The 704-nt window shown below is 49.6% G+C and carries 1 protein-coding gene; it reads left to right on the top strand.

Annotation, left to right across the window (positions count from 1 at the left end; translation table 11 throughout):
- Positions 1-182 precede the first annotated feature (182 nt).
- A partial coding sequence (locus J5224_RS32835) for a Gfo/Idh/MocA family protein (protein WP_264629100.1) occupies positions 183-704 on the top strand: 522 nt, incomplete at its 3' end.

Genomic DNA, 704 nt, shown 5'->3' with positions numbered 1-704 from the left:
GCATGAAAATCCGGCGCTCAGACGCCGGATTTTTTTTATCTCTGTTTTATCCCCGACAAAAGCTAGCACGCTAACACTTTTTACTTTTCCTGCTATACATCGAAAATCAAAACGGTATTTTAAAAACTGGCATTTTAAAAACCGGCATTTTAAAAATAGAGCAGGTTGATAGAGGAAAAGAGATGGCAACCATCAAATGGGCAATCATGGGCACCGGCACTATTGCGAAAAGCTTCGCACAAGGGCTGGGCCAGTTAAGCGATGCGGAGCTTTATGCCGTAGGTTCTCGTTCTTTGCAACATGCCGAACAGTTTGGCGAGCATTTTCCCGCGCAGAAATACTACGGCAGCTATGAGGCGTTGGTGAGCGATCCCGATGTCGACGTGGTCTACATTGCCACCCCCAACAGCGCCCATAAAGACAATATCTTGTTATGTCTGAATCACGGTAAATCAGTGCTGTGCGAAAAGCCGTTTACCCTGAATCGTCATGAAACCGCAGAGGTTATCCGCGTCGCGCGTGAAAAAAATCTTTTTCTGATGGAAGGCATGTGGACGCGCTTCTTCCCGGTTTATAGACAAGTCCGTGAATGGCTTGATGCCGATACTATCGGCCCGGTGCGTATGGTCAGCGCCGATTTCGGTTTTCGCCGTGAAGGGCCCGCCGAGGATCGCAAAGTGGGCTTGCATCGCGGCGGCGGCGCA

This window comes from Candidatus Symbiopectobacterium sp. NZEC135 (assembly GCF_025962695.1).
The sequence above is the reverse complement of the archived record's forward strand: the minus strand, read 5'-3'. Positions and strand labels throughout refer to the sequence as shown.